Source organism: Neobacillus sp. NRS-1170 (assembly GCF_050468025.1).
On record NZ_JBITPF010000025.1, the window covers coordinates 273,638 to 296,341 of the forward strand.

The 22,704-nt window shown below is 39.2% G+C and carries 20 protein-coding genes and 1 riboswitch; of the genes, 17 read left to right on the forward strand and 3 right to left on the reverse strand.

Going from position 1 to position 22,704, the window contains the following annotated elements; all coding sequences use genetic code 11:
• The first annotated feature begins 26 nt into the window (after window positions 1–26).
• The 16 genes from argC to ACIFOT_RS11565 all read left to right on the forward strand — a co-directional run bounded on the left by argC (window position 27) and on the right by ACIFOT_RS11565 (window position 19,829).
• Entirely contained in the window at window positions 27–1,064 is a 1,038-nt protein-coding gene (gene argC, locus ACIFOT_RS11490) for an N-acetyl-gamma-glutamyl-phosphate reductase (RefSeq protein WP_430064611.1), read from the forward strand.
• Window positions 1,065–1,133: 69 nt separating this feature from the next.
• The gene (argJ, locus tag ACIFOT_RS11495) at window positions 1,134–2,363 is read left to right on the forward strand and encodes a bifunctional ornithine acetyltransferase/N-acetylglutamate synthase (protein WP_430064612.1); all 1,230 of its coding nucleotides are present in this window, start codon (window positions 1,134–1,136) and stop codon (window positions 2,361–2,363) included.
• A 14-nt stretch (window positions 2,364–2,377) separates the two neighbouring features.
• Window positions 2,378–3,175 (forward strand): acetylglutamate kinase, encoded by a 798-nt coding sequence (gene argB, locus ACIFOT_RS11500; RefSeq protein WP_430064613.1) that lies wholly within the window; start codon window positions 2,378–2,380, stop codon window positions 3,173–3,175.
• Entirely contained in the window at window positions 3,175–4,374 is a 1,200-nt protein-coding gene (locus tag ACIFOT_RS11505; RefSeq protein ID WP_430064614.1) for an acetylornithine transaminase, read from the forward strand. Before argB ends, ACIFOT_RS11505 begins: the two co-directional genes overlap by 1 nt.
• A 5-nt stretch (window positions 4,375–4,379) precedes the next feature.
• The gene (locus tag ACIFOT_RS11510; protein ID WP_430064643.1) at window positions 4,380–5,456 is read left to right on the forward strand and encodes a carbamoyl phosphate synthase small subunit; all 1,077 of its coding nucleotides are present in this window, start codon (window positions 4,380–4,382) and stop codon (window positions 5,454–5,456) included.
• Complete coding sequence (gene carB, locus ACIFOT_RS11515; RefSeq protein WP_430064615.1) at window positions 5,443–8,679, forward strand: carbamoyl-phosphate synthase (glutamine-hydrolyzing) large subunit; 3,237 nt, start codon at window positions 5,443–5,445, stop codon at window positions 8,677–8,679. Before ACIFOT_RS11510 ends, carB begins: the two co-directional genes overlap by 14 nt.
• The gene (gene argF, locus ACIFOT_RS11520) at window positions 8,663–9,628 is read left to right on the forward strand and encodes an ornithine carbamoyltransferase (RefSeq protein ID WP_430064616.1); all 966 of its coding nucleotides are present in this window, start codon (window positions 8,663–8,665) and stop codon (window positions 9,626–9,628) included. The genes carB and argF overlap by 17 nt, the downstream gene beginning before the upstream one ends.
• A gap of 83 nt (window positions 9,629–9,711) precedes the next feature.
• A complete protein-coding gene (locus ACIFOT_RS11525; protein ID WP_430064617.1) occupies window positions 9,712–10,923 on the forward strand; it encodes an argininosuccinate synthase in 1,212 nt (403 codons plus the stop codon).
• Window positions 10,924–10,990: 67 nt separating this feature from the next.
• Complete coding sequence (gene argH / locus ACIFOT_RS11530; protein WP_430064618.1) at window positions 10,991–12,367, forward strand: argininosuccinate lyase; 1,377 nt, start codon at window positions 10,991–10,993, stop codon at window positions 12,365–12,367.
• Between the two features lie 117 nt (window positions 12,368–12,484).
• A complete protein-coding gene (locus ACIFOT_RS11535; RefSeq protein WP_430064619.1) occupies window positions 12,485–13,345 on the forward strand; it encodes a carbon-nitrogen hydrolase family protein in 861 nt (286 codons plus the stop codon).
• Between the two features lie 11 nt (window positions 13,346–13,356).
• Window positions 13,357–14,019 carry a GNAT family N-acetyltransferase gene (locus ACIFOT_RS11540; protein ID WP_430064620.1) on the forward strand — a complete coding sequence of 221 codons (663 nt, stop codon included), beginning with the start codon at window positions 13,357–13,359 and terminating at the stop codon, window positions 14,017–14,019.
• 21 nt (window positions 14,020–14,040) lie between these two features.
• On the forward strand, window positions 14,041–14,712 hold the full coding sequence (locus ACIFOT_RS11545; protein ID WP_430064621.1) for a GNAT family N-acetyltransferase: 672 nt from the start codon (window positions 14,041–14,043) through the stop codon (window positions 14,710–14,712).
• A 78-nt stretch (window positions 14,713–14,790) separates the two neighbouring features.
• A riboswitch (SAM riboswitch) is annotated at window positions 14,791–14,903 on the forward strand.
• Window positions 14,904–14,976: 73 nt separating this feature from the next.
• Complete coding sequence (locus ACIFOT_RS11550) at window positions 14,977–16,209, forward strand: homoserine dehydrogenase (RefSeq protein ID WP_430064622.1); 1,233 nt, start codon at window positions 14,977–14,979, stop codon at window positions 16,207–16,209.
• 172 nt (window positions 16,210–16,381) lie between these two features.
• Window positions 16,382–18,205 (forward strand): glycosyltransferase, encoded by a 1,824-nt coding sequence (locus ACIFOT_RS11555; protein ID WP_430064623.1) that lies wholly within the window; start codon window positions 16,382–16,384, stop codon window positions 18,203–18,205.
• 35 nt (window positions 18,206–18,240) lie between these two features.
• Window positions 18,241–18,930: a glycosyltransferase gene (locus ACIFOT_RS11560; RefSeq protein WP_430064624.1), complete on the forward strand. Its 690-nt coding sequence runs from the start codon at window positions 18,241–18,243 to the stop codon at window positions 18,928–18,930.
• 404 nt (window positions 18,931–19,334) lie between these two features.
• A complete protein-coding gene (locus ACIFOT_RS11565) occupies window positions 19,335–19,829 on the forward strand; it encodes a DoxX family membrane protein (protein ID WP_430064625.1) in 495 nt (164 codons plus the stop codon).
• 87 nt (window positions 19,830–19,916) lie between these two features.
• Here ACIFOT_RS11565 and ACIFOT_RS11570 read toward each other — a convergent pair whose 3' ends face one another.
• The 3 genes from ACIFOT_RS11570 to ACIFOT_RS11580 form a co-directional block, all read right to left on the reverse strand.
• Window positions 19,917–20,105: a YfhD family protein gene (locus ACIFOT_RS11570; RefSeq protein ID WP_223589761.1), complete on the reverse strand. Its 189-nt coding sequence runs from the start codon at window positions 20,103–20,105 to the stop codon at window positions 19,917–19,919.
• Between the two features lie 111 nt (window positions 20,106–20,216).
• Window positions 20,217–20,351 (reverse strand): YfhE family protein, encoded by a 135-nt coding sequence (locus ACIFOT_RS11575; RefSeq protein ID WP_223589763.1) that lies wholly within the window; start codon window positions 20,349–20,351, stop codon window positions 20,217–20,219.
• 117 nt (window positions 20,352–20,468) lie between these two features.
• A complete protein-coding gene (locus ACIFOT_RS11580) occupies window positions 20,469–21,374 on the reverse strand; it encodes a TIGR01777 family oxidoreductase (protein WP_430064626.1) in 906 nt (301 codons plus the stop codon).
• Window positions 21,375–21,448: 74 nt separating this feature from the next.
• Here ACIFOT_RS11580 and recX point away from each other — a divergent pair, with 74 nt between their 5' ends.
• Complete coding sequence (gene recX / locus ACIFOT_RS11585; RefSeq protein ID WP_430064627.1) at window positions 21,449–22,255, forward strand: recombination regulator RecX; 807 nt, start codon at window positions 21,449–21,451, stop codon at window positions 22,253–22,255.
• Window positions 22,256–22,704 lie beyond the last annotated feature (449 nt).

Consider the following 22,704-nt stretch of genomic DNA (forward strand, 5'->3'; position numbering starts at 1 on the left):
ATGAAAGCAACTTAGGAGATGAAGAAATGAAAGCTGCGATAATCGGTGGAACAGGTTACGGATCAGTTGAACTAATTAGGCTAATTCATAAGCACCCTCATTTGGAGGTTGGTACGGTTGTTTCAAATTCCCAAGCTGGGAAAAACTTTAGTGAGACTTATCCACACTTGTCAGGGATTATCGATCAACCACTCGAAAAATTTGATGCGGATTCAATTAGTAATAAGAATGAAATCGTATTTTTGGCTACACCTTCGGGGGTTAGTTCGAATCTTGTTCCCCAGCTTTTAGATAAGGGAATAAAATGCGTCGATCTTTCGGGAGATTTTCGCCTTAGGTCTGCAGATGAATATGAAAAATGGTATAAGCATTCACCAGCTAGTGAAACATACCTGAATCAAGCAATATATGGGTTAAGTGAAATATATAAAGAAAAAATATCTAATTCCACTCTTATTGCAAACCCTGGATGCTATCCCACAGCTTCAATTCTTGCACTTTTGCCGATTATTAATACAAAAATTGCAGATTACGAGTCTATTGTAATTGATGCAAAATCGGGAGTGTCGGGTGCAGGAAGAGGACTTTCCTTAACATCACACTTTGCTGAAATTAATGAAAATCTTAAAGCATATAAACTTGGAGAACATCAACATATTCCAGAAATCGAACAAATCTTATCTGATGAAAATGGCAGTCCAATCAATATTTCTTTCACTACTCATTTAGTACCAATGAATAGAGGAATTATGTGTTCGGTATATGTAAAATTAAATGATTCTTTTTCGACTGAGGAAGTTCATCAAATTTACAACGAATTTTATAAAAATAAACCATTTGTAAGAGTAAGACCACAAGGGAATATTCCTTCGACAAAAGAAGTCCAAGGATCAAATTATTGCGACATCGGTTTACATGTCGATAAAAGAACAAACCGCCTAACCATCATCTCCGTTATTGACAATTTGGTCAAAGGGGCAGCGGGCCAGGCGATTCAAAACGTAAATATTATGAACGGGTGGGATGAGCGGACGGGGCTTACTGATATTCCACTATATCCATAATTAGAATGATAAATTGTTAGTTAACTAGTTTTGAAGACGGACAAAGTGAAAACTAAGGGGGTATTTCAATTGACTCAGGCATTAACAAGCAAGAAAATCGTTATTCTTGAAGAAGAAAGTGTTACATTACCACAAGGGTTCAAAGCAGGCGGCATGCATTGCGGGATTAAACGTAAGAGACTTGACCTCGGTTACATAGTTTCCGAAAAACCAGCTGTAGCTGCCGGTGTATATACAACGAACATTTTTCAAGCTGCACCACTTTTAGTAACACAGGAAAGTATCGCAAAAGAAAATAAAATTCAGGCAATCATAGTGAATTCCGGAAATGCCAATGCTTGTACGGGGGAGCAAGGTTTAAAGGACGCATATGAGATGCAAAAAGGATTTGCAGCTGAACTTGGGGTCCAGGAGCACCTAGTTGCAGTAACCTCAACGGGTGTAATCGGTGAACTACTGCCAATGGATAAACTAAATTTTGGAATTAAGCAAATTCTCGATAAAGAAAACGAAAATGAATTATTTTTTAAGCAAGCAATCCTTACAACAGATACTTGCCTAAAGCAGATTGCGGTACAACTACAAATCGATGGAAAAACAATTAGCATTGGCGGAGCCGCCAAAGGATCAGGCATGATTCACCCAAACATGGCTACCATGCTTGGCTTTGTCACAACTGATGCAAACATTGCCCACGAAGACCTGCTATTTGCATTAAAAGATGTAACGAACCAAACCTTTAATATGATTACCGTAGACGGTGATACCAGCACGAATGATATGGTTTTAGTAATGGCCAATGGTCTAGCGGAAAACAATCAGCTTACTAAAGACCATCCAGAATGGGCTGACTTTAAAGAAGGTTTAAAAATAGTCTGTGAGTCCCTTGCTAAGAAAATCGCTAGAGACGGCGAAGGGGCAACAAAGCTGGTTGAAGTTCAAGTTAACGGAGCTTTCAACGTAGAGGAAGCTTCAGCTGTGGGTAAATCAATTATTTCATCCAATCTTGTAAAAACAGCTATTTATGGAACGGATCCTAACTGGGGTAGAATCGTTACTGCAGCAGGCTATAGCGGAGTTCCTCTTGAACCAAATAAATTAAAGGTTTCCATAGGAACCTATACAGTTTTTGAAAATGGATTACCAAGTTCCTTTGTAGAAGAAGATGTGAAGCAATATCTAGAACAAGAAAATGTCAAAATCTATATTGATTTAAATCAAGGTGATTCCAGTGCTACCGCTTGGGGATGCGATTTGACATATGATTATGTGAAAATCAATGCATCCTACCGCACTTAAGGGAGGCAGGCAAAATGAAATACTTAGTCATTAAGTGCGGCGGAAGTGTGTTAGATAATCTGCCCAGATCATTTTATGAAGACATAGTTAAAATGCATGAAGCTGGTGAGTGGACGCCGATTATTGTACATGGCGGCGGCCCTCTTATTACATCGTTATTGAAATCCTTAAATGTACAAACCACATTTATTAATGGTTTAAGAGTAACTAATCATGAGGTCCTTGATGTAGTTGAAATGGTATTGAGTGGATCCGTTAATAAACAGGTCGTCAGAAATTTAATTGAAGTTGGCGGAAATGCTATTGGCGTCAGCGGAGTTGATGGAAGCTTGCTGCAAGCAGTTCCTACTCAAAACGCCGAAACGCTGGGTTTTGTTGGTGAAGTAACAGGGGTTAACAAAAAAGTTCTCGAAGGAATTATTTCTCAAGGAAATATTCCGGTAATATCTCCAATTGGAATAGATGCCAGTGGTCAACGCTATAACATTAACGGTGACATTGCAGCATCAGCAATTGCTAAGGCACTAGGAGCAAATCTTTGTTTTATCAGTGACATTCCTGGAATATTAGTCGAAAAAGATGGTGCTAAAACAAAGCTTGATAAAGTGTCTAAGGCAGTAATAGAAGAAATGATTGATAATCAAACTATTTATGGAGGCATGATTCCAAAGGTAAAAGCTGCAATTGACGGACTTGTTCACAACATTCCCGAAGTTGGAATCATCAATGGATTCGATAAAAATAGTCTTATAGATTATACCGCCGGTAAAAAGATCGGAACAAAAATTGTGTTAGATGAGGAGATTGCATAATGTCGAATACTACTTCCGTTTCCCAAATCTCGCCTGTGATGGCAACCTACGGACGCTTTCCTGTCACACTTGTAAAAGGGAAGGGAAGCTATGTATGGGATAATCAAGATAACCAATTCTTAGATTTCACTTCTGGAATCGCTACTTGTAACCTAGGGCATGTTCCCAATGCTGTAAAAGAAAAACTTGAAGAACAACTGCAAAATCTTTGGCACTGTTCGAATCTATACAACATTCCAAATCAAGAGGAACTGGCAGAACTTCTTACAGCTAACAGCTGTGGCGATCAAGTCTTCTTTTGCAACAGCGGTGCAGAAGCGAACGAAGCAGCCATTAAACTGGCCAGAAGATACTCCAACAAAGTAAAAGGGAATGAGTCACCCACAATTGTAACTTTCATGCAATCCTTCCACGGCAGAACGTTAGGAACATTAACAGCTACCGGTCAGGAAAAAATCCAGCACGGATTTGCACCATTAATCCCTGGATTTAGCTATCTGCCGTTTAATGATATTGATGCACTTGATGAACTTAACAGCATTAAACCTGCTGCAGTTCTTCTAGAACTTGTCCAAGGTGAAGGCGGAGTTATTCCAGCAAACCAGGTATGGATTGAAAAAATCGCACAGATTTGCAAGGAAAATGACATCCTTCTAATGGTCGACGAAATCCAAACAGGGATCGGTAGAACAGGAACTCTTTTTGCCTATGAGGAGTACTCCATCGAGCCGGATGTCATTAGTATCGCCAAAGGTCTTGGCTCTGGATTTCCTATCGGGGCTATTATCGCCAAAGAAGAAGCGGCAAAAGGCTTTGAACCAGGCAGCCATGGCAGTACCTTTGGCGGAAACCCTTTAGCAACGGCCGCCGGTCTGGCAACTCTTACTCATATAATTGAAACGAACCTATTAGATCAAGTTAAAGTAATTTCGGAGTACTTAGATTCACAGCTTCAAAGTCTGAAAGAAAAGTACCCTTTTATAAAAGATATTCGCGGAAAGGGTCTCCTAAAAGGGTTGGTTGTCGAAATTAACGCCCTAGAAATTGTCCAAAAAGCGATAACCAATGACCTGTTGATATTAACAGCAGGCCCAAATGTGGTACGGATTTTACCACCATTAACTGCATCAAAAGAGGAAATAAATGAATTTATTATCAAGTTGGAAAAAACATTCCAAAGTATAGAGAAAGGCGAGTGAGTGTTTTGAAACAAGGATATCTTACTTTGGAAACGGGAGAAGTATTTGAAGGAATCCTGATTGGTGCACAAAAGGATTCTCTTGGTGAAGTCGTTTTTAATACGAGTATGACGGGCTACCAAGAAATCATTACCGATCCTTCCTATGCTGGACAAATCATTACATTTTGTTACCCGATAATTGGAAATTACGGTGTTAATGCGCTCGATGATGAAAGCATCTCCCCAGCATTAGCGGGAGTAGTAATCGGGGATTTATGTGAAATGCCGAGTCATTATCAATCGATAAATAAATTTTCCGAAAAACTAAAGCAGGCAGGTGTCCCAGGGATTGCCGGAGTGGATACTCGACTTCTTGTCAAAACCATTCGAAGCCGCGGAACAGTTAAAGGATATTTAAGTACAGCGAAGGAAACACAATTCTTAGATACTGAAAAAGCACCACTATGGGTGGAAAAAGTATCGACGAAAAAGATACAATTTTTCAAAAACAATGGACCACATGTTGTATTAATCGATTTTGGTTATAAAAAGTCGATTCTGAATGCCCTTTTAGAGGAAGGCTGTTCCGTTACAATCGTGCCTTATAATACTTCATATGAAAAAATTAAAGCATTGAATCCGGATGGAGTCTTACTCTCAAATGGTCCCGGAGATCCGATGGCACTTCAGAAGTACTTTTCGGAAATAAAAAAGATTAGTCAGTACTTCCCAACACTCGGAATTTGCTTGGGGCATCAGTTAATCGCCTTGGCATACGGTGCGAAAACAGCAAAACTTGCCTACGGCCACCGCGGAGGCAATCATCCTGTAAAAGAATTGCAAACAGGAAAAGTGAAAATGACAGCCCAAAATCATGGTTTTGTGGTCATTGATGAAAGCATCGATTGTCAGGTGTTTGATATTACCTACCGTAATGTGAACGACCAATCAATTGAAGGATTAAAGCATCAAAGCTATCCAATCCAAACAGTTCAATTCCATCCTGAAGCCCATCCGGGCCCAAGTGATACAGAATATATTTTAAAAGATTTCGTAAGCCAGATAGCTTCACTAGGAGAGACTCGCTATGCCTTTAAATAAAAACTTAAAAAAAGTACTAGTAATCGGATCAGGCCCGATTGTTATCGGTCAGGCAGCAGAATTTGACTATGCAGGAACACAAGCCTGTATTGCTCTTAAGGAAGAGGGTTTAGAAGTCGTTTTAATCAACAATAATCCTGCTACCATCATGACGGATGAAGCCGTAGCCGATAAGGTGTATATTGAACCATTGAATGTTGAAACGATTGAAAAGATCATCCAAAAGGAAAAGCCGGATGGAATCATCGGTACCCTTGGCGGGCAAACTGGATTAAATTTAACAGTACAATTATATGAACAGAATATATTAGAAAAATACAATGTAGAACTGCTTGGAACTTCAGTAGAGTCAATCAAAAAAGGAGAGGACCGTGAAAAGTTCCGTAATTTGATGCTCCAGATCAGCGAACCAATTCCAGAATCAGCAATCATTCACAGCTACGATGAAGGCGTAGCATTTGTTAACGAAATTGGTTTTCCTGTCATTATCCGTCCAGCCTATACACTTGGAGGAGATGGAGGCGGTTTTGCCCACAATGCAGAGGAACTCGAAATCGTTCTGAAAAAAGGTTTAGCTGCAAGTCCGATACATCAGGTGTTAGTTGAACGCAGCATAAAAGGCTGGAAGGAAATCGAATACGAAGTCATGAGAGATGCCAATGATACCTGCATCATTGTTTGTAATATGGAAAACATGGACCCAGTTGGTGTCCATACGGGCGACTCAATTGTAGTTGCGCCATCACAAACCTTGACAGATGTTCAGTATCAGATGCTCCGTGATTGTTCCCTAAAGGTTATTCGTGAATTAGGGATTATCGGAGGCTGTAATATTCAGTTTGCGCTACATCCTGAATCCAATCAGTACTACATCATCGAAGTAAATCCGAGGGTTAGCCGCTCATCTGCTTTGGCATCTAAAGCTACCGGCTATCCAATAGCAAGAATGGCGGCAAAGTGCGCGATTGGCTATCACTTAGACGAGATTGTGAATCCGATAACAGGCAATACCTTTGCATCGTTTGAGCCAGCGATTGATTATATTGTGGTGAAACTGCCGCGCTTTCCGTTTGACAAATTCCCTGAAGCCGATCGAACATTAGGGACGCAAATGAAAGCAACTGGGGAAGTCATGGCCATTGATCGAACATTTGAAGGTGCTATGAATAAAGCAATCAGGTCGATGGAAATGAATGTATATGGTCTTTGCATAGAGGCAAATAAGTCATTAACAGAATCATCCATCATTGAACTTCTTAAAACAGCGAATGACCGACGTCTCTTTATTATTGCTGAAGCATTCAAAAGAGGGATATCTTTTGAAATAATTCAACAGCTGACCCAAATTGATTCATGGTTTTTGCACAAAATTAATTCAATCGTGGATTTAGAAAAGGCTTTAGTGTCATACCAATGGAGCGAAGTCCCAGTTGCCCTGCTGAAGCAAGCTAAACGAAATAATATAGCTGATAAGCTTTTATCGCAAATTTACAATATTCCTGAAAAACAAGTGAGAAGCAAATGGAAGGAACTAAATTGGAAACCAGGCTATAAGATGGTTGATACATGTTCGGCAGAATTTGATGCCGTTACTCCATACTATTACTCTACCTGGCATGGGTTTGATGAAGTGGAAATTACCAACAAGAAGAAGATTCTTGTCATTGGTTCAGGACCGATAAGAATTGGCCAGGGAATTGAATTCGATTACTGCTCAGTACATGCGGCAAAAGCAATAAAGAAAAAAGGCTTTGAGGCTGTAGTGATTAATAATAACCCAGAAACTGTCAGCACCGATTATTCGGTTGCGGATCGACTATATTTTGAACCCCTTGCTGCAGAAGATGTTTTGCATGTTATTGAAAAAGAAAAAGTCGAAGGGGTATTGATACAATTCGGCGGGCAGACGGCTATTAATCTGGCACATGATTTAGAAGAAGAAGGGGTAAAAATCCTGGGCACAGCAGTTCAGAATGTAGATCGATTAGAAGACCGGAAAGAATTTTATCAGCTTCTAGAGGATTTACAAATTCCTCATATTGAAGGAAAAACCGCCGATACCACAGAAAAACTGGTTGAAGCAGCAGGAGAATTAGGCTACCCAGTTCTCGTAAGACCATCTTACGTGATTGGCGGACAATCGATGTTTACCATTTTTTCAGAAGAGGAACTAAGAAACTACACGAAGCAGCTTGAAAATAACTCAAGCGAAAAAATGTGGCCGTTATTAGTTGATAAGTTTATACCCGGACTAGAATGCGAGATTGATGTGATTAGTGATGGGGAAACGATTGTGGTCCCAGGAATCTTTGAACATATTGAAAAAGCAGGTGTTCACTCAGGCGATAGTATCTCAGTCTTTCCACCAATTTCATTATCACAAAAGGTAAAAGAAACATTGATAGATTATGCGAGCAAAATTGCAAAGACTACGCCGATTGTTGGAATGATGAATATCCAGTTTGTTATTTATGAAAATCAAGTCTATGTATTAGAAGTAAACCCACGGTCATCAAGAACAGTGCCTATTATCAGCAAAGTAACTGGAGTTCCGATGATTGAGTGGGCCACGAGTGTACAATTAGGCCAATCCTTAAGTGATTTGTGTTTGAACCAAGGATTAATGCCGGAACCAAATTATTTTTCAGTGAAAGCACCTATTTTTTCATCAAGTAAACTAAAGGGTGTTGACCATGTACTTGGGCCTGAAATGAAATCAACTGGTGAAGCGCTTGGAATGGGTCTGACCTATCGAGAAGCTCTAAATAAGGCAATACCGGCTTTAGAGGGAAAAATGGAAGATAACTATATTTTATGCTCCATTTCTGATCGGGAAAAGCAGGCAAGTCTTCCAATAGTTGAAGAGCTGTTAGAAAAAAAGTTTAAATTAGCGGCCACAGAAGGAACAGCATTGTTTTTTGAAATAAATGGAATCCCTGTTGATAAAGTGGTAAGGGATGATCAGGATATAAACAACCTATTCCGTAATCAGAAAATGAAGGCAGTCATTAACCTGCCAAACCAAGGCCGAAATAAACTGAAATTTGGTTTTCAAATTCGGGAGCAGGCGATACGGTATAAGGTACCGGTTTACACGCATTTAGATACGGTGGAAGCGACCATCGGTTTACAAAATGCTCCACTTACTAATCTTGATGTTCGCTCAGTAAGCGAATTTTACAATTTGAATGAAAGAGGTGCCGTTCATGCTAGAAGCCATTAAGTTGAACGAGAATAAATTACAATTTAAAGGAAAAGATTTTTTACAGCTTTCTGATTTCAGTCCAGAGGAAATCCTATATCTTCTGGACGAGGCTCAGGAACTGAAGGCTTTGCAAAAACAGGGTAAACCGCATCCATACTTAAGCGGGAAAGTATTGGGAATGATATTTGAAAAATCTTCGACGCGTACAAGGGTATCGTTTGAGGTTGGCATGCTTCAGCTCGGGGGCCATGCGATATTCTTGAGTTCACGTGATATTCAGCTTGGAAGAGGCGAAAGTATTTCCGATACGGCAAAAGTATTATCGCGCTATGTTGATGGCTTAATGATCCGTACTTTTGGCCATGAATCAGTTGAAGAATTAGCAGAGCATGCTTCTATCCCCGTTATAAATGGTTTAACGGATTTGCAGCATCCCACGCAAGTAATGGCAGACCTTTTAACCATACTTGAACATAAAGGGAAATTGGCCGGATTAAAGATTTGCTATATTGGGGACGGAAACAATAATATGGCTCATTCCTTAATGGAGGGCGCGGTGAAAGTGGGAATGGATATTAGCATTGCCAGTCCGCCGGGATATTTGCCTGATGGAAAAATTACCGAAAAGGCAATTAAAGCAGGGAAACAATTTGGCAGCACTGTTATGATTGCCAATGACCCAATTCAAGCTGTGAAGGGTGCCGATGTCATTGTGACAGATGTATGGACCAGCATGGGCCAGGAAGAAGAAACAGAAAAGAGACTTAAGGATTTCGCATCCTATCAGGTCAATAAGGAGCTTTGTCAGTATGCTAAAGATGATTTCATCTTCTTGCACTGTTTACCGGCACATCGCGGCGAAGAGGTAACGGCCGAAATCATCGACGGGCCACATTCCGTTGTTTTTGATGAAGCAGAAAACCGCTTACATGCACAAAAAGCAATTTTAAAATTATTACTAGCATAATAGTATTTATTTTTTTGAGATTTAGTGTATAATAATTCTATCGGTTGAATAATAATACATGCAAACGTAAGGAGATATAAAAAATGACGAAAGAGAAAATTGTTTTAGCCTATTCAGGCGGTTTAGATACTTCGGTATCGGTTAAATGGATTCAGGAAAAATACGGATATGATGTCATTGCATTAGGCCTGGATGTTGGTGAAGGGAAAGATCTTGAAGCAATTAAAAATAAAGCGCTAAACGTTGGCGCTGTTAAAGCCATCATGATCGATGCGAAAGAATTGTTAGCAAAAGAATATATTCTTCCAGCTTTGAAGGCGAATTGCTTATATGAAGGGAAATACCCGCTTTCTTCTGCCCTTTCACGACCATTAATTTCAAAATTACTAGTTGAGGTTGCTGAACAAGAGGGTGCTGCAGCTGTAGCTCACGGCTGTACAGGTAAAGGAAATGACCAGGTTCGCTTCGAGGTTTCTGTTCAAGCATTGAATCCAAGTTTAAAAGTGGTCGCTCCGGTTCGTGAATGGGGCATGACACGTGATGAGGAAATCAAGTATGCGCAGGAAAACGGAATTCCAATTCCTGTTGATTTAGATAATCCGTTCTCGATTGATGCCAACATTTGGGGACGTGCTTGTGAAGCTGGTGTCCTTGAAAATCCATGGGCTGAAGCACCTGAAGAAGCATACGATTGGACGAATCCAATTGAACTTACTCCAGACCAAGCAGAGTATGTTGAAATTGACTTTGAACAAGGCGTTCCTGTTGCCCTTAATGGAGAAAAACTTCCATTAGTTCAATTAATTGAAACGTTGAACGCTCTTGGCGGCAAACATGGTGTTGGCCGTATCGATCATATCGAAAATAGATTAGTAGGAATTAAATCACGTGAAGTCTATGAAAATCCTGCAGCACTAATTTTAATCAATGCTCATAAAGAATTAGAGTTTTTAACATTGACTCGTGAAGTAACTCAATTCAAGACACAGGTTGAGCAGCAGATGGCAAAGATTATTTATGAAGGCCTTTGGTATTCGCCAATTAAACCAGCTCTTGATGCGTTTATTGATGAAACACAAAAAACTGTTACTGGAACAATTCGCGTGAAGCTCCATAAAGGCAATCATACTGTTGTTGGACGTAAATCTCCATTCAGCCTTTATAACGAGGAACTAGCAACCTATACAAAAGGTGATGCATTCGACCACAACGCAGCAGTTGGTTTTATTAAACTATGGGGACTCCCAACAAAGGTTTATTCAGAAGTAACCAAAAAAGACTCAGTTTTAAAATAATTCTAAAGCGCCCTCGAAGCCAAAATTTCGGGGGCAAACTTCTTAGAGGAAGTAAGGGGGAACACTGATGTCCAAGCTATGGGGCGGACGTTTTACAAAAGAAACGAATAAATTAGTCGAAGAATTTACTGCATCAATCTCTTTTGATCAAAAACTAGCAAAAGAAGATATCGCCGGAAGCCTTGCACATGTGGCAATGCTTGGGGAATGCGGTATCATCCCAATGGACGATGCCGACAAAATAAAAAATGGTCTTCTTAAGATTAAAGAGAAAGTGGATCGTAATGAAGTAGAATTTTTAATAGAAGATGAAGATATTCATATGAATATAGAAAAGCTATTAATTGAAGAAATTGGACCTGTCGGCGGCAAGCTCCATACTGGACGCAGCCGTAACGATCAAGTTGCAACGGACATGCATTTATATCTTCGTACAAAAACAACTGAATTGATTAAATTAGTCGAAGATGTCCAGCAGGCGATTATCAAGCAGTCCACGGAGAACGTAGAAACACTGATTCCTGGGTATACACATTTGCAGCGTGCTCAGCCGGTGTCATTTGCCCATCATTTAATGGCATATTTTTGGATGTTTGAACGTGATAAAGAGAGATTGTTAGATTCTTTGAAACGTGTAAACTGGCTTCCACTTGGTTCTGGAGCATTAGCAGGGACGACCTTTCCGGTAAATCGCGAACTTGTTGCCGACCTGCTGGGATTTGAAACAATCTATCCAAATAGCATGGATGCCGTCAGTGACCGAGATTTTATTCTTGAATTTTTATCAATCGGGTCGATCATCATGACGCATATCTCCAGATTTTCTGAAGAATTAGTGATTTGGTCCAGCCAGGAATTCCAATTTGTAGAGCTTGATGATTCGTTTTGTACCGGATCAAGCATCATGCCGCAAAAGAAAAATCCTGACGTACCAGAATTGCTTAGAGGAAAAACAGGGCGTACCTATGGCAATTTAATAGGTTTATTAACAGTCCTCAAAGGATTGCCACTGGCGTATAATAAAGATTTACAAGAAGATAAAGAAGGTATGTTTGATACCGTTGAAACGCTGGAAGGCTCATTAATGCTTCTCGCACCGATGATTGAAACAATGACCGTGAATAAAGATATCATGCGAAAAGCGATTAACAATGATTTTTCTAATGCTACAGATATTGCCGATTATCTAGTTAGAAAAGGATTGCCGTTCCGGGATGCCCATGAAGTTATTGGGAAAATTGTTTTATATGCGATCCAATCCAACAAATTTTTGCTAGATTTAAGCTTCGATGAATATCAGAAGTTCAGCCCATTATTTGGAGAGGATATTTATGAAGTTTTAGCCCCAGAACATGTAGTGGCTGTCCGCAATAGCTTCGGGGGAACGTCTCCTGAGCAGGTGAAGGCACAAATTAAACTTGCTGAGGGAAAACTGCAGCAATAATATAAAGCTCGCTAAATCGGCGGGCTTTTCATTTGGCCAAATTATTTGTATGAAAAACCAAAATAGGGAATAATTTCCTTAGGGAAAATTTCCAAATTAAAAGTGTGGAGGTTAGATATGAAATATAGAGTTTCTGTTGTGCAGTACCATTTACATACGATTAATTCGTTTGAAGAATTCGCCTCCCAATGTGAGCATTATATAAAAACAGCTGAAGAATTTGGGGCAGAATTTGTTCTGTTCCCTGAGTTTTTTACCACACAGCTTCTTTCCATTGGCAACGGACAGGGGAAAAGCTTAACGATTAACGATTTGCCAGGCTTTACGGAACAATACCGAGAGCTGTTTTCTAACTTTGCCAGACAGACTAACATGCATATTATTGCCGGCACGCATGTTATTAAAAAAGATAATAAGCTTTACAATACGGCCCATTTATTTTACCCTGACGGAAGAATTGGCGAGCAGGCAAAGCTTCATATAACTCCCACAGAAGTTAAGGAGTGGAGCATGGAACCCGGTGATTCGTTTCAAATTTTTGAAACAGACAAAGGGAAAATAGCGCTTCTTACCTGCTATGATATTGAATTTCCGGAAATAGTCCGTATGGCTAAGGCAAAAGGCGCTGATGTTATTTTCTGTCCATCCTGTACGGATGATCGTCATGGCTTTCATCGAGTGCGTTATACAAGTCATGCACGAGCAATCGAAAATCAAGTATATGTGGTTTTAACCGGAACAGTTGGCTCTCTTCCAACAGTTGACTTTATGCGGTCTAATTTTGGCCAGGCAGTTATTATTACTCCTAATGATATACCTTTCCCGCCGCGCGGCATTTTAGTGGAAGGGGAAATCAATGATGATATGGTTGTGACAGCTGATCTTGATTTAGATCTTTTGTATGAAGTCCGCGAACGTGGTTCTGTTACAACCTGGCGTGACCGCAGAATTGATTTATACCCTGATTGGGAAAAGTAGGATGTGATCGGATGTACAGAAGTGAATTTTTTGTTTTTGATAAGGATAAACCAATGCCGGTTATCATTCGCAATTATACAAAAGAGGATTTTGACCAGCTCATAAAGATCCAAGCGGAATGCTTTCCTCCTCCTTTTCCATCAGAATTATGGTGGAATAAAGAGCAATTAAATAACCATGTTACCCTTTTTCCAGAAGGAGCTATATGTGTGGAAGTGGATGGAGTATTAGCAGGCTCACTCACCGGGCTATGTGTGGATTTTGATCCAAAAGAAATGAATCATTCATGGGAAGAAATCACAGACCACGGGTATATCCGTAACCATAAACCGAATGGAAGTTCCTTGTATATTGTAGATATTAGTGTTCGCCCAAAGTACCGAAAACTGGGGCTTGGTAAGTTAATGATGCAGGCTATGTATCATGTTGTGATTGAAAAGGGGTTTGACCGTCTGCTTGGTGGGGGCAGGATGCCAGGCTATCATAAAGTGGCGCATCAAATGACGCCCGAAGAATACCTGGATGCCATCATTAAGGGGGATGTAAAGGACCCTGTCATTACCTTTCTCCTCGGCTGCGGCCGTGTGCCCTTAGGTGTTTCAACAAATTATCTAGATGATGAAGAATCCTGCAATCATGCAGCGATTATGGAATGGAGGAATCCATTCAAATAAAGAATGGGGGCGTATTTACAAATGGAGTATAAACGAATAACAAATATTGATGACCCAAATTTTAAAAAACTTCATGATTTAATGGGGAAGATATTCCCGCCTGAGGAAGTATTGGATTATGAGCTATGGAAAGAACCGTTAGAAGATCCAAGTATCCGAGTGTTTGTTGCTATTGATGATGAACTGGTAGTTGGAGCTACAGAATACCGCTATTACCATGATTGGAATATCGCAATGACAGATTTCACCATTATCAGTAAGCCAGGGTTAGGCCTTGGCCGATTTTTAGCTCAGAATCGTTTGAAGGATTTACAATTGCTTGCAAAAGAGAACGAAAAAGAGCTATTTGGTATGTTCGCTGAAATTTATGATCCTTATAGAGTGGAACATCATGAATTTGGCGGTGTGAAAGTGATGGATCCTTATGTGCGCAGGGAGGTACTATCCCACCTAGGCTATAAACGTCTAGATCTAGCTTACGTTCATCCATCATGGGAAAATAACGGTGAGGCTGTCTCCGGCCTTGACTTATGCTTTATGCCTACAAGTGATGAGGTAGATCGTTTGCCAGCAGCACTTGTAAAAGATTTTCTCACAACGTATTATTCAGTGCTTTCTAATAAACCGCAGGAATGGTTTTTTATGATTGAAAAAATCGGTAACAAGGAATCAATTGAATTATTGCCTCTATAAAAAAAACTATTGACTTTGACAGAAGATTCAGCTAATATTCATTTTATATTCTTGGAAATTTAATGAAAAATTATATATCTCTTATCCAGAGCGGCGGAGGGACATGGCCCGATGAAGCCCGGCAACCTTCAAGGTAATCCTTGAAAAGGTGCTAATTCCTGCAGGTTTTTATAAAACCTGATAGATAAGAGGAGGAATCTAAGCCCTCTTCTTATGAAGAGGGTTTTTCGTATTTTCAAATTATTTATTGAAGGGGTGCAAAAGATGACTGTTATAAAGGTGGCAATCTTAGGTTTTGGTACGGTTGGTGAAGGTGTCTACCGGACGATTGAATCCCATGCTGACGACCTTGAAGCCGTTTTAGGCAAGAAAGTGGAAGTGGCCGCGATTCTAATCAAAAATAAACAGAGGGAAAGAAATATTCGTAAAAATATTTTAGTAACTACAAACTTTGAAGATATACTCAACTTGCCAAAGCTTGATATTGTAATTGAAGCCATTGTAAACAAGGAGCCGACCTATACATTTTTGCAAAAAGCAATTGAGCGGGGCTGCCACATTATTACAGCCAATAAGGAAATGTTTGCACACCATGGAAAACAACTGATAGAGCTTGCAGAACAAAATAACGTCTCTGTGGGCTTTGAAGCCACAGTTGCCGGGGGAATCCCGGTGATTCAAACACTAAAACAACTATTAAAAATTAACCGGGTTCAACAAATTCAAGGAATATTAAATGGGACCTCGAATTTCATCCTAACCGAAATGAGAGAAAAGAAGTGGTCCTTTGCCGAAGCTCTGCTTCAGGCTCAAGAAAATGGCTATGCAGAAGCAGACCCAACCAATGATGTCGAAGGCTTCGATGCATTTTACAAAACAATGATTCTAAGCCGACTTGCATTTGGGGAAGAACCGAATTGGCAGGATGTTGAGCGTGAAGGAATCACTTCCATCACAAGTGAATTAATTGACGCTGCCGAAAAATTAGGATTGAGGTTTAAACATATTGCAAGTATCTCTAATGAACGCGGTCAAATACAGGTATCCGTGAAGCCGGCACTTGTCGGGAAAGAAAATCCTTTTTATCATGTTGAAGGCGTCGAGAATGCTGTTAGTGTTCATTCAGATATTGTTGGCAGAATTACACTGCAAGGACCTGGAGCGGGAATGTTTCCTACCGCCAGTGCAGTTATCGAAGATTTGGTCTATGTCTGCCTAAATACTCAGAAGGATAGAAGTTTTAAAGTTGAGGATACAGCAGTTTCTGACCAACAAAGAAGCTGCAAAGAAGAGCTCTGGTTTGTACATGCTCAGAGCAATTATTTTCAAAGCCTTCCGTCTAACTTGATTGAACAAACATTCAAACAAACTTATATAATCAGGGCGACAAAGAGGGAGGTAGAGGGGCTGGCTAATCAAGATAAAGAAATTTCTTATTTCCCAATAGTGGGTGAGTATCAGACAGCAAATGAAGACAAAGTATTGACAGCTCAATAGTAAAAAAAGAGGGCAGCAGCCCTCTTTTTTTAGTTTTTTAAGAATTTGAAAATAATCAGAAAAACTCGTTTATAACTGGGGATAAGTTTAGACATAATAGTACGTTGAGCATATAGTGTAAAAGCTCAACATATGGACTAGTTATTGAATACAAGGGAATGGAGGGGGCGGCATGTTAGGAAATAGCTTATATGAAATTTTGCTGACTAAGCTTATTAATTCATTCACTTATGAGTTTTGGGTGAAGCCAGATAGCGTTCATCGGATTGATAAACAATCACGCGAAAAACCTATAAATGCAGATGGGAAAAATTATATCGTTGGACCAGGAAATGGGGAGTTTTATGATGAAGCAGGAATTAGTGTTTCAGTGGGAAAAAATGGAGTAATTGTCCTTGAACATACGGAAATAAATACTTTTGCCGTGTTAGTACATGAAACAGAAATTAACGATATTATTCATATTGCCATTGTTTATGATAATGGATATCCATATTTATACATTAATGGTGAATTTGTGAAAATTGGTGAACGAAGTCCTAAAAGGTATGTCTACCCGACAGGGATTATTGGTAGTTTGTCAGGCGGATCTTTTAAAGGAGAAATCAAAGAGATTAGGCTTTGGGACCATTGCCGGACTAAAAAACAACTTAAGACTTATATCAATCAACAGATAAGTATTAACAAAGAGGGGCTTTACGGAATTTGGCCAGATCGTCCTGTAAAAGAAACGGATGTAAGAGTGAAGCAAAAAAACAGCCAAACCACCAAAAAAACTAGTAAGGCAAACAGAGAAAATAATAAGAATCAAAATATTGAAGTCAGTATCATTATTCCCTCTTATAATAAATTTCCACTCAATATATTTACCCTTTACTCACTCGAACAACAAACATTTAATCCCTCAAAAATAGAAGTAATCTTTATAGATGATGCATCTACTGACCAAACAGAAGAAAAACTTAAAGGTTATAATCCACCCTATCATTTTAAATATATACGTAATAATAGTAATCTCGGAAGAGCAAAGGTGCGAAATATAGGTATTCAAGCAGCAAAAGGGAGCATCCTGATTTTTCTAGATGCTGAAATGATAACAGAACCTGATTTTGTTGAAAAGCATATTAAGTCTCATCAATCGCAAAATAAGGTTATTTTGTCAGGCGTGATGCATTCTAAGAAGATTTATTCATGTATCTTTCCTGAGTTTCCTCAGGATGTAATGAACAGGATCGAAGCCTTAACCAAAAATAATCCAGAGAAAAATAGAAAGCTGCAAGACTTAAAATTACCGTATGAAAAGCCGTATCCATTAATAGAAAAAGACGATATTACCAATAAAACCTATACGGATTTAGTCTTTAAACCATTTACGTGGTTTGAGACAATAGTTAAAAATTTTGATGTGGACCTAGATGGATTTATGTTTCCATGGATGGCATTTCTTACAGGGAATGTTTCCATCCGTAAAGAGTTTATCCAACAAGCAGGTTTGTTTGATGAGGACTTTGTCCAGTACGGCTACGAGGATTGGGAAATAGGGTACCGTTTATATAAACTGGGTGCCAAATATATTGTGTCCAACGATTTAATAACGTACCACCAAGAACATCCTGTGGGAATAAGTAAATGGAAAGAGGCAATTAATAACCTGGGTCTCTTTATCTTAAAGCATCATGACGTCGATGTTTTAATTCTTGGATTAGAGCTTGCAGGCATAGTAAATTTATTAACGATGAATAAGGTACTAAGAGAGTACAAGTTACTCGTGCAAACCTATGCAGAGAGATTTCAAGAATTCCAAGAGAGATTTATTCGCATTCTTCAAGCAACTGTCCTATTACTTCAAATAGATGTACGTCATATTAATATCCTTGGGGCTGCAGGTTTTGGTTCAGACGAAAGAAAAGGCATTCAAGAAGATATTAATTCCCTTAAATCCCTTGGGGAATTCACCAATTTAACCAGCCTTTTAGAGAAAATCTTGAACTCCTAAATATTATTCTAAATTAGATGGAGGGAGTGGAGAAAGTGGTTTCTATAATTACTTGTACAATAAGAGATGAGAGTATCAATAATGTTTTCGAAAATTATCGACAGCAAACCTGGAAGGATAAAGAGCTAATTATTATCCTAAATAAGGATTCCATGGACATTGATAAATGGATCGCAAAGGCAAAGAATTTTCAGCGTGTCCAGGTATATCAACTGCATGAAAAAGCAACATTAGGCGACTGCCTGAATTTTGGGATTATGAAATCAAAGTATGATTTTATAGCAAAATTTGATGACGATGACTATTACGGTCCTGAATATATAAGCAGTGGGATGGATGCTTTTAAAAATAAAAATATTTCAATAATCGGCAAAAGTTCATTATATATTTATTTTAAAAATAAAAGAGCACTGATTTATATGTCGGGTAAAGAAAATTCCTTCGTTGACACTGTTGCCGGAGCAACACTTATGTTTAGAAAAGATGTTTTTCAACAGGTTCAATTTGAAAAAGTGAATCGAGCTGAGGATTACTTTTTCATTGATCAATGTAAAGAAAAAGGGTATCACATCTATTCTACTGATCGCCATCATTTTGCTGTAATTCGGCAAGAAGCAGAAAAGCACACCTGGAAAATTTCTGAAGAAGAGCTTATGGAATGGGGAGATATCATCACCTATACAGACGATTTTAAAGCAGTGGTCGCAAAAGGGATTGCTCATTGAAAGCTTGAATGTATTAAATTTAAAGCGGGGTGACATTAAATCAATAATGTCATCTTTACATAAGGAAGGCTTGTTTATTTTTCCACAGACTTATCCACAATGTACGGATTGGTATTACGTTATTTAAAACACTTATGCACAACATCCACAAACGTTATGGAGATATTAATTTATGATGTTCACAATACCTCCAAATTTCTAATATTAAAATGTTAAAAAAATGTGAAAGTCGTTGTCATTTTCTGAGGAGGAGAGTATATTAAAAGTGTAGAGAAGATAGTGAAAGGATTCACAAACTTCTTCTACAATAACAGCTAGCTGATCCACCCCTAACAAAAAGGGAAGTTAAAATCATTAATAAACTTGTGAAATATTTCACAAGAAATTAATAGGAGATGATTGTGATGAGATGGTACAAAACTCCTCTTGCAGCAGTTGTATGGACAGTATTACGAGTTTGGCTTGGCTTACAATGGATTGAGGCAGGTTATCATAAATTAACAGGCGGTTTCGATGCAGGCGGTTTCCTTAAAGGAGCTCTGGTAAATGCAACAGGGGAAAATCCAGCAGTGCAAGCTTGGTACGCTGACTTTTTACAACAATTCGCGATCCCAAATGTTCATATCTTTAACGTCTTGATTCCTTGGGGAGAAATGCTAGTTGGTTTAGGATTAATCGTGGGATTAGCAACGATTCCGGCATTAATCGCTGGCGCATTCATGAACTTAAACTTTATGCTCGCCGGAACAACAAGCACTAACCCAATTCTTTATACAGCAGCGATGATTCTATTATTCGCAGGCACTGGAGCTTACTACTTCGGACTTGACCGATTTGCAGTACCTTTTATCAAAGGCTATTTCCAAAAAGTCCGTGCAAAAAATGTGAACATGAATTAGTGTTAAAACATTAGAACAATAAAAAATTTTATATTCCCCATTTCCCCATAGTAAAGAAGCAGGGCAAACCTGCTTCTTTTTTTATGATTATTTTCTATTTCGATTTTGGACGCGCTGGTTTGCTGCATTAGCGCGTGCCAGTGCCTCAAGATCCGCTCCATCAGCCATTTCCTTCGAAAACTCAACATCCTGTCCATCTGATTTCATGTTTTTTGGCACTTGTGGAAGTGAAGCTTTATTTTTATCTCGTGAACCATGTCCGCGTGAACGGCCCATCATAAAAACCCCTTTCAAATGTTAACTCTTGAGAGGAAAAATGCTCTCTACTCTAGTTTTAACAAATTAAAAGGGGTCCATTAATGGAAAATTCTTTAAAAATTTGGTGGACTATAGTTTCGTTTTTCTGTCAGAATAACCGCCTGCACGGTCTGCCATTTTAAATTCCCGCTGGTAGGATACCTCTTGCATGCTTGTAAGACTGTATTTCCCTCTATCCTTATCCTTTTTCTTCTTTTCAGCCATTTTTGCTCATTCCTTTCAACATTTTTTTGTCAATCGTCATCAAGCTATGTGGTAAAAATAAAGCACTTTATGTACTTATTTCCATTTTTACCTTATAGGAAAGGAATGATACTGATTTTAAGAAAATATATTTTGTAAGGCTTTTTGAAGATCAGGGTATTTAAATTCAAAACCTGAATCCAATAATTTATTAGGTAATACTTTTTGACCATCGACAACTAATGTACTCATTTCTCCCAAAAATAATCGGAGGGCAAAGCTGGGAACCGGCAACCAGTGAGGGCGGTGTAATTTCAGTGCAAGTGTTTTTCCAAACTCGCTCATCGTAACCGGGTTTGGTGCCGTAAAATTAACTGGTCCTTGGATGTCCTCGTTATCAATAATAAAAGTAATTCCTTTAACTATATCTTCAATGTGAATCCACGACATCCACTGCCTGCCATGGCCGATATTCCCTCCAATAAAAGCCTTATATGGAAATGCAATTTTTGGCAATGCTCCTTCATCACGGTCAAGGATAATTCCGAATCTGCAAAAAGAAGTGCGTATTCCCAATTTTGCTGCAAAGCTCGACTCATATTCCCATTGCCTGACGGTTTCAGCTAGGAAATCATTCCCAAGTATTTGCTCTTCTTCTGTAAACACCATGTCTAATGATGTTCCATAAATACCGACTGCACTGGCATTAATAAATGCCTTTGGTTTTCGTTCCAATTTTTTTATAATTTCTAATAGCTCTTTAACAGCCTCAAGCCGGCTGATTAATATTTTGTTTTTTCTTTCCTCTGTCCACCGCCCGCTACTAATTGACTCCCCAGCAAGGTTAATAAAAATATCCGTATTCTGAAGTTCGGATATGGGGTTTGAATTTTCACTCAGCCATTGTACATATTTTATTCGGTCATTCTTAATTATGTTAGGTAACCTTCTAGTTAAAATAACAACTTTATGATTGTTTTTTAGGAATTCATCTACCAGTGCCTTCCCGACAAAGCCAGTCCCGCCTGCAATGGCAATTTTCATGAAAACACCCCCTTTTGCATTTATTTTACTATATTAAATGAAAAATATGGTAAAGTATTCTTGAGGTGAAGGAAATGGCTATTATTACGAAAATCACCACACAGCAGAAAAATCAAGATCGGTTCAATGTGTTTATGGATTACGGAAAGGGCGAGGAATTTGCCTTTAGTGTTGATAGTGATGTACTAATAAAATTTCAGTTAAAAAAAGGCATGGAAATTGATGATTTTTCATTCATGGAAATTCAGTTCCAGGATGATATTCGTAAGGCTTATAATCTAGCGGTAAATTATTTAGCTAGGAGAATGAGGTCGGCGAAAGAAATTAGGGATTATCTTATTCAAAAAGATGTAGATGACCCCGCCATCGAGGAAGTTGTTCATAAATTAACAAATCAGAAATACATCAATGATGAGGATTATGCTTTTGCTTATGTACGAACACAAGCGAATACGACTGATAAAGGTCCTGATTTAATCAAACTGGAATTAAAGGAAAGAGGGATTGAGGAGGGAATTCGACTTAGTGCACTCGAGGAATTTCCGCTCGAGCAGCAGATTGAAAAAGCAACAAAAATGAGCGAAAAGTTCTTCCAGAAGAATTCAAAGGACTCTCAGAAAATTCAAAAGCAAAAGCTGGAGCAGTTGCTGCTTAGAAAAGGATATCCTTTTGAGGTTATTCATATTGCTGTAAATGAAACTGATGTGAATAAAGAAGTTGATGAGGAAATGGAAGCCATCAGGTTTCAGGGGGAAAAAGCCCATCGGAAATACTCTCAATTCAGCGGTTTCGAATATGAGCAAAAGATGAAGCAAGCTTTATATCGGAAAGGCTTTTCGATGGATCTGATTGAAAGGTTCTTGTTAGAATTTGAGAAGTAGGTGTTCTTTATGTGAGTTTCCTGAGGACACGGAGCTGATTTTTTGGGATGACCGAGTCCGAAAGAAGCCGTATACAAGACACAGAGCGGACCTTTTTGGTTGACCGAGTCTGCAAGAGGTCGTAAAGAAGACATGGTGCCCGCCTTTTAGTTTGACCGGGTCCGCAAGAGGCCGTATAGAGGACATGGAACCCGTATTTTCGTTTGACCGAGTCTGCAAGAGGCTGTATAGAGAACACGGAGCTCGCCTTTTCGTTTGACCGAGTCTGCAAGAGGCCGTAAAGAAGACATGGTGCCCGCCTTTTTCGTTTGCCCGAGTCCGCAAGAGGCATCATTATAGAAGACACAGTGCCCGCCTTTTCGGTTGCCCGAGTCCGCAAGAGGCCGTATAGAGGACACGGTGCCCGCCTTTTCGGTTGCCCGAGTCCGCAAGAGTCCGTATAGAGGACA